The following is a 6,697-nucleotide window of genomic DNA, read 5'->3' on the forward strand; positions in this document are numbered from 1 at the left end:
CGGCGCGACCGGAGGTAGGCCCGCGGGCCGTTCAGCAGACCCCGGTTGCGCGTCTGGTCGGCGTCGGCGGGCATCGCCACGCCGGCGCCTGCCTCGCGGTCGGAGATGTGGCGCAGCCGGGCGACCGCCGCCGGCAGCCGGCGCAGCGCGACCGACCGGCCCTGCGGCGACAGCGCCACCTTCGCCAGGAAGCTGCCCAACCCGATCGCGTAGCCCTCGAGCTGGGTGTTCAGCGCGGCCTGGTCGGGGCGGTGGTGGTGCCAGAGGTAGGCGCCCGGGGCGTAGCCGAGGACGTTGCCGGCCAGGATCATGCGGACCAGGAACTCGCAGTCCTCGCCGCCGTGGGTGGGGGTGCCCGGGCCCATGGCCTCGTCGAAGCCGCCGACGGCGCGGGCGGCCCCGGACCGCACGGCGAGGTTGGCGCCGATGCCGAACAGGCCGGGTGCGAACGGGAAGATCGGGGAGTCCGCGGGGGGCTCGGCGAGGGTGAACCGGCGCGGGGTGAAGCCCTTGTTCCAGGCCAGGGCGACGTCGGCGGCGCGCTCCTCGGGGCTGCCCAGGCGGGCGGCCAGTACCGGGCCGGAGACGCAGGCGAGCTCGGGGTCCGCGGCGAAGGCGCCGGCGATGCGCGAGGCCCAGGCGGGGTCGACCTCGGTGTCGTCGTCGGTGAAGGCGACGATCTCGGTGCGGGCCTCGGCCAGACCCCGGTTGCGCCCGACCGACGCGCCCCGGCGGGGCTCGCGCACGTAGCGGACCCGCGGGGACCCGGCGGCGGCGACGGCGTTGCGGGTGAGCTCGTCCGGCGGGTCGTTGTCGACGACGACGACCGACAGCGCCGGGTGGTCGGAGGCGAGGACCGCGCGCAGGCAGCGGGCCAGCGACTCGGGCCGGTCGCGGGTCGCGATCACCACCGTCACCGGGTCACCCGCGACCGGAGCCGGGGCCACCCGCTCGGGCGACCCCAGGGTGATCAGTGCGGACCGCAGCTCCGCGATCGTGGCGCGACCGCCACGCAAGGGCACGGTCACCTGGCCCTGTGGAGTGCCACCGACGGTGACGAGCAGACGGGCGGCGCGGAAGGCCGGGTCGACCCGCAGATCACGCAGCGGGCCGAGCCGGTCCAGTTCACCGACCCAGGTCGCGGCGTCGTTCGGCGCAGACATCCCTGACATGGGACACAGTGTCGGGTATGCCCGCTGTGGTCACACTGAGAGTGCGCGGTTGCCGGAAAACGGACACTGTGCGTGTGCGTGGTCGCGGAGTTCACCGGATGTGGTGCGACGGACGGCGTCGGTGCAGGTCGGAGCCGTGCCGTCCGATCGTGCGCCGTACGGGTGACGACGGCGGCCGCGGAGGGCGGTTGTCCGCGGCCGTCCGGGGGCACGACGAGCGGCATGCGCGAAGCGACGACACGCCGCAGTGATCCGGTTCCCGGCGTGTCGTGCACCATCATCACCCGAACGGGTGGAGAATCCACATCGGACGGCGTCCCGACGCCCCGGACCTGCACCGATGGTGGCCCCGCGCACGACGGGGTGCGGACGTCCCGGCACGGGTAGGTTCGGATCATGAGCGAGTCCCGTCCCACCGCGTCGGTCCTGGTCACCGGGAGCGAGCTGCTCACCGGCCACGTCACCGACGCCAACGGTCCCTTCGTCGCCCGCTCTCTCGGCGAGCTCGGCTTCGCCGTATCGCGGGTCCTGCTGGTGGGGGACCGCCCGGAGGACCTGCGCTCGGCGCTGGAGTTCGTCGCCTCCGACGACCTCGTCGTCACCTCGGGCGGGCTCGGGCCGACCGCCGACGACCTGACCGCCGAGGTCGTCGCCGGGTTCGCGGGCGCGGAGATGGAGGTCGACACCGCGCTGCAGGGCCGGATCCACGACCGGGTCGCCGGCTGGGCGAGCCGCGCCGGCTGGGCCGGGCCCGCGCTCGACGCGGCGACGGCCAAACAGGCCAGGGTGCCGCGCGGCGCGAGCGTCCTCGAGCCGGTCGGGACCGCGCCGGGGCTGGCCGTGACGCGGCCGGGCGGGCCGCTGGTCGTCGTGCTGCCGGGGCCCCCGCGCGAGCTGCAGGGGATGTGGCCCGCCGCGCTGGAGTCGGCGCCCGTGGCGGAGCTGCTGACCCGGGTGCCCCGTGCGGAGGCCACGCTCCTGCGCTTCGCCGGGCTGCCGGAGTCCGAGATCGCCGAGACGCTGCGTGTCCTGGAGGCCGAGCTCGACATGTCCGGGGTGGAGGTGACCACCTGCCTGCGACGCTCGGAGCTGGAGGTCGACCTGCACCCGCTGCCCGGCGCCGAGCCCGTGGCCCGCGAGCTGGCCGCCCGCATCGTCGACCGCCACCGCCGCGCACTCATCAGCGACGACGGCAGCACCACCGACGAGCTGCTCGCCGCGGCGCTGGCCACGAAGGGCTGGACGGTCGCGACCGGCGAGTCCTGCACCGGCGGGCTGCTGGCCGGGCGGCTCGTCGACCGGGCCGGGTCGTCGGCCTACGTCGCCGGGGGCGTGGTCGCGTACTCGAACGAGGCCAAGACCGCGCTGCTCGACGTCCCCGCCGCGCTCATCGAGGCGCACGGGGCCGTGTCGCCGGAGGTCGCGCGGGCACTGGCGGACGGTGCGCGGGCGCGGTTCGGGGCGGACGTCGGCGTCGGTGTCACCGGCGTCGCGGGACCCGGCGGCGGTACCGAGGCCAAGCCCGTCGGCTACGTCTGCTTCTGCGTGACCACCGCCGACGGCCAGGTCATCGCGCGCGACCCGCAGCTGCCCGGCGGGCGCGCCGACGTCCGCGAGCGTTCGGTCGACCTGGCGATGCACCTGCTGCTGCGCGCCACCGGCGTCACCGGGCCGGGCGCGCACCGCTGAGGGTGCGAAGCCCCGCCCGGGGTCCCCGGGCGGGGCGTGGTCGCGGTGGGGGAAGGCTCAGCCCTTCGCGGCGGCGAACCGCTCGGCGGCGTCGGCCCAGTTGACGACGTTCCACCAGGCCTTGACGTAGTCGGGCTTGACGTTCTTGTACTGCAGGTAGAAGGCGTGCTCCCACATGTCGAGCAGGACGATGGGGGTCTGGCCGGCGGGGAGCTGGGACTGCTGGTCGTAGAGCTGGTGGATGAGCAGGCGGTCGCCGAGCCGGTCGTGGCCGAGGATGGCCCAGCCGGAGCCCTGGATGGTGGTGGCGGCGGCGGTGAAGTGGGCCTGGAAGCCGTCGAAGGAGCCGAAGTCGGCGTCGATGGCGGCGGCGAGGTCGCCGGTGGGCTTGTCGCCGCCGTCGGGGGAGAGGTTGTTCCAGAAGGCGGAGTGGTTGACGTGGCCGCCGAGGTTGAACGCGAGGGTCTTCTCGAGTCCGACGATGGCGCCGAAGTCGTTCTTGTCGCGGGCGTCGGCGAGCTTGTCGAGGGTGGTGTTGAGGCCCTGGACGTAGGTGTTGTGGTGCTTGGAGTGGTGCAGCTCCATGATCTCGGGCGCGATGTGCGGGGCGAGAGCGGAGTAGTCGTAGGGCAGGTCCGGAAGCGTGTACTCGGCCATGGGGCCTCTCCTCGTCGGGGATGCGCGGCGGGATGCCACGCGCGGTCATTTGCCACTATGTAGCAACTGCCGCCTACCCGCGACGGGCGACGCGCACGCATGGACGCAGCGATTCGCCACATGTACTCTTCTGCAAGTCACTTGCAGAAATGCGGGCGACGCGGTGGGGATCGTTCTGGCAGCTCGAGTCCGCCGTCGACGGCGCCGTGCGTCACGTCCGACCGGACGCGGCCGCGGTGCCGTCGCGTGTCCGGCTCAGCCCAGGAGCTCGGCCAGCTTCACCACGGTCGCCCGGTTCCGCATCGTCCCGCCCTGGTCGCCGGCCCTCGTCCGGGCGGCCAGCCGGGTGGCGAGCTCGCTGCGTCCCAGTCCGTCGGGCAGGTGCAGCCAGACCACCCGCCCGCGGGCGACGGCGTCGCCCCGTCCGCCCTTCGCCCGCTCGGCCGCCAGCGCGGCCACGATCCGCTCGCGGTCGTCGTCGGACACCGGGCCGGCCCGGAACAGGGCGTGCAGCTGCTTCGGGGCGGTGACCTCCGGGTACGGGTTCGCGGCCACCGCGGCGAGGTAGTCGTCGCGGCCGAACACGACCACCGGGCGCTCGACCCCGAACTCCTCGACCAGCGCCGCGGCGACCGTCGCGGCGACCTCGTCGTCGCCCGCGGGGCTGGTCAGGGCGACGTTGCCGGACTGGATGTGGGTGACGACGTCGGCGCAGCCGCGCCCGCCGAGTGCCCGACGCAGGTCGGCCATCGGGACCGTGCCGTGGCCGCCGACGTTGATCCCGCGCAACAGCGCGACGTGGGTACGCACGCCGGGAATGGTGCCGTGTCCACGCAGCGGCCGGGAGGGTGAAGGGCGAGGCGGCCTCGCGGATGCGGTCGCCGGTGAGGCCCACCGGCTCGCGCAGCACCCGGCTGCTCGGCGGATGGTGGCCGACCGCACCGCGCAGGTCGACGACGAGCCGGTCCGACCCCGCGGGTCACGACGGGCGGTCGGCGAGCACTGCACGGTAGTGCGCGATGAGGGCCTCGTCGGGGCCCGTCGTGGTGACGAGGTCGCTCCCGCCGAGGTGTGCGGCGAGTGTCTCGAAGCAGCGGTCCCACCCGGCGGCGGTGTTCGCCGACCAGCGGGGGTCGAGCACGGTGTTGCTGAGACGCAGCACGCAGCCGTCGCCGTCGGGTTCGAGGGTCCAGCGCAGCTTCTCGTCGGCCCAGGTGAACCCGAACGCCGTCGGTGGCTCGAGCTCGGTGATCTCGGCGTGGTCCTGCTCGCCGCCCTCGAAGGTCAGCGTGATCGTTCCCCCGACGCGCATCTCCGCCTGCACCTCGCAGGGGAACCAGCGGCTCATCTGGGCGGGTTCGGTCAGCGCGGCCCAGACCTTCTCGATCGGATGCGGGTAGCGGCGCGCGAAGCGCAGGACCGGGCCGTCGGGATCGACGGTGACCTGGATGCTCATGACGGATCCTCTCCGTGGGGGCTGTCGAGGGAGTCGAGGTGTGCGCCCAGGGCGTCGAGTCGTTCCTCCCAGAAGGCGCGATGCGGCGCGAGCCAGGTCTCGATCTCGGCCAGCGCGTCCGCCCGGAGGACGTAGCGTCGGCGCTGGGACTCGACGACGACGTCGACCATGCCCATGTGACGCAGCACGCGCAGGTGTTTCGACACCGCGGTCTGGTTCAGCTCGAGCGCGGTCACGAGCTCGCCGACGACGCAGCCCTGCGGCGTCCGCAGCCGGTCCAGGATGGCTCGTCTCGTCGGGTCCGCCAGGACGTCGAAGGAGTCACGCACCCGCTGAACATGCCACGACAGGTATATGCCGGTCAAGGCATATACGTGCCACGACCCGGAAACGACGACGGCGCTGACCACGGGGAAAGATCCCCGCTGGTCAGCGCCGTCTCGGGGCCTGTGATCAGGCAGCCTGCTTGGTCTCCCAGAAGATCTTGTCGATCTGGGCGATGTAGTCGAGCAGCTCCTGGCCGGTGGCCGGGTCGTTCGAGCCCTTGGTGCCCGACGCGCCGGCGGCCTTGGTGGCCTTGTTGAACAGCTCGTGCAGCTCCGGGTACTTCTCGAAGTGCGGCGGCTTGAAGTAGTCGGTCCAGAGCACCCACAGGTGGTGCTTGACCAGGTCGGAGCGCTGCTCCTTGATCTCGATGGCGCGGGCCCGGAAGTCCACGTCCTCGTTACCCTGGTACTTCTCCTGGATCGCCTTGACCGACTCGGCCTCGATCCGGGCCTGGGCCGGGTCGTACACGCCGCAGGGGAGGTCGCAGTGCGCGGTGGCCTCCAGTCGCGGACGGAGAATGCGGGACAGCCGCATGAGTGTCCTCCCTGGTGGGGTGATCGTTCTGGCACCGGCGACCCTACCCTCGCGGCGGTGGTCGGGCAGGACGACCACGTCACGAGAGATCCACTCTGGAGGGAGTCCGTGATGCGTCTGCGGAGGGTGACGGTGCGGGGGCCGTCGATGTCCCCGGCCCTGTCCGACGGCGACGTCGTGCTGGTCCGGTTCGGTGCGCCCGTCCGGCCCGGCGACGCCGTCCTCGTGACCTGGGCGTCCCGCCCCGGACAGCTGTCGGTGAAGCGGGCCGTGCACCCCGACGCCGACGGCTGGCACGTCCGCGGCGACAACCCGTTCGGCTCCACGGACTCGGCCACCCTGGGCCCCGCCTCCGTCCACGCCGTCGCCCGCCACCGCCTCTGGCCCCGGCCCGGCCGGGTCCCCGGACCCCGCCACTGAGCCCCGCACGGGACCCGGCGTCCCCCACCGCTCCGGGCCCCGTGCGGGACGCCCGAACCGGTGCGGGAGCCGTGTGCTGACGTAGCGTCACCGTCCGTGGGTTCCGGTGAGGGTGTGCAGGTCGGGGACGGGCTGGCCGTCGGGCCGGATCTCGTCGGCGCCGCGGAGGTCGCGACGGGCCAGGCGCTGGCCGCGCTCGGCGTCGTCCCCGACCTCGTGGTGTTCTTCGTCTGCCCCGGTGTGGGAGCTGCCGCGCCGGTCGAGGAGGTCGAGGCCGCGGGGCTGCGGGTGATGGAGCTCGCCGCGCCCGGCGCGACGATCGGGACCACCGCGCACGGCGTGATGGCCGACGGCCGCGGCGTCGAGGGCGAGCCCGCCGTCGCCGTCTGGGCGGCATCGCTGCCCGGCACCCGGGTCCGGGCGATCTTCCCGGTCGCCGAGC

At 73.8% G+C, this 6,697-nt stretch carries 8 protein-coding genes and 1 pseudogene; 3 read left to right on the plus strand and 6 right to left on the minus strand.

Annotated elements, in window-relative coordinates:
• The coding region (locus GTW08_RS13100) for a glycosyltransferase family 2 protein (RefSeq protein WP_161151981.1) at positions 1-1,163 on the minus strand (1,163 nt) is incomplete at its 3' end.
• Positions 1,164-1,568: 405 nt separating this feature from the next.
• Between GTW08_RS13100 and GTW08_RS13105 the strand changes: the two genes are divergently transcribed.
• On the plus strand, positions 1,569-2,861 hold the full coding sequence (locus tag GTW08_RS13105; RefSeq protein WP_073575509.1) for a competence/damage-inducible protein A: 1,293 nt from the start codon (positions 1,569-1,571) through the stop codon (positions 2,859-2,861).
• A gap of 57 nt (positions 2,862-2,918) precedes the next feature.
• Here GTW08_RS13105 and GTW08_RS13110 read toward each other — a convergent pair whose 3' ends face one another.
• From GTW08_RS13110 to sodN, 5 genes are all read right to left on the minus strand, one after another.
• The gene (locus tag GTW08_RS13110) at positions 2,919-3,518 is read right to left on the minus strand and encodes a superoxide dismutase (RefSeq protein WP_073575508.1); all 600 of its coding nucleotides are present in this window, start codon (positions 3,516-3,518) and stop codon (positions 2,919-2,921) included.
• 255 nt (positions 3,519-3,773) lie between these two features.
• Positions 3,774-4,328 (minus strand): DUF1697 domain-containing protein, encoded by a 555-nt coding sequence (locus tag GTW08_RS13115; RefSeq protein WP_073575507.1) that lies wholly within the window; start codon positions 4,326-4,328, stop codon positions 3,774-3,776.
• A 169-nt stretch (positions 4,329-4,497) separates the two neighbouring features.
• Positions 4,498-4,974 (minus strand): SRPBCC family protein, encoded by a 477-nt coding sequence (locus GTW08_RS13120; RefSeq protein ID WP_073575506.1) that lies wholly within the window; start codon positions 4,972-4,974, stop codon positions 4,498-4,500.
• Positions 4,971-5,303: an ArsR/SmtB family transcription factor gene (locus GTW08_RS13125; RefSeq protein ID WP_073575505.1), complete on the minus strand. Its 333-nt coding sequence runs from the start codon at positions 5,301-5,303 to the stop codon at positions 4,971-4,973. Before GTW08_RS13125 ends, GTW08_RS13120 begins: the two co-directional genes overlap by 4 nt.
• A gap of 124 nt (positions 5,304-5,427) precedes the next feature.
• Positions 5,428-5,835 carry a superoxide dismutase, Ni gene (gene sodN, locus GTW08_RS13130; protein ID WP_062400785.1) on the minus strand — a complete coding sequence of 136 codons (408 nt, stop codon included), beginning with the start codon at positions 5,833-5,835 and terminating at the stop codon, positions 5,428-5,430.
• Here sodN and GTW08_RS31830 point away from each other — a divergent pair.
• Complete coding sequence (locus GTW08_RS31830) at positions 5,788-6,255, plus strand: S24 family peptidase (RefSeq protein ID WP_301549128.1); 468 nt, start codon at positions 5,788-5,790, stop codon at positions 6,253-6,255. The genes sodN and GTW08_RS31830 overlap by 48 nt on opposite strands.
• Before the next feature lie 96 nt (positions 6,256-6,351).
• Positions 6,352-6,697 (plus strand): annotated as a pseudogene (locus GTW08_RS13140) (hypothetical protein); the annotation flags it as partial.

Source organism: Pseudonocardia sp. SID8383 (genome assembly GCF_009864975.1).
GTDB classification, from domain to species: domain Bacteria; phylum Actinomycetota; class Actinomycetes; order Mycobacteriales; family Pseudonocardiaceae; genus Pseudonocardia; species Pseudonocardia alni.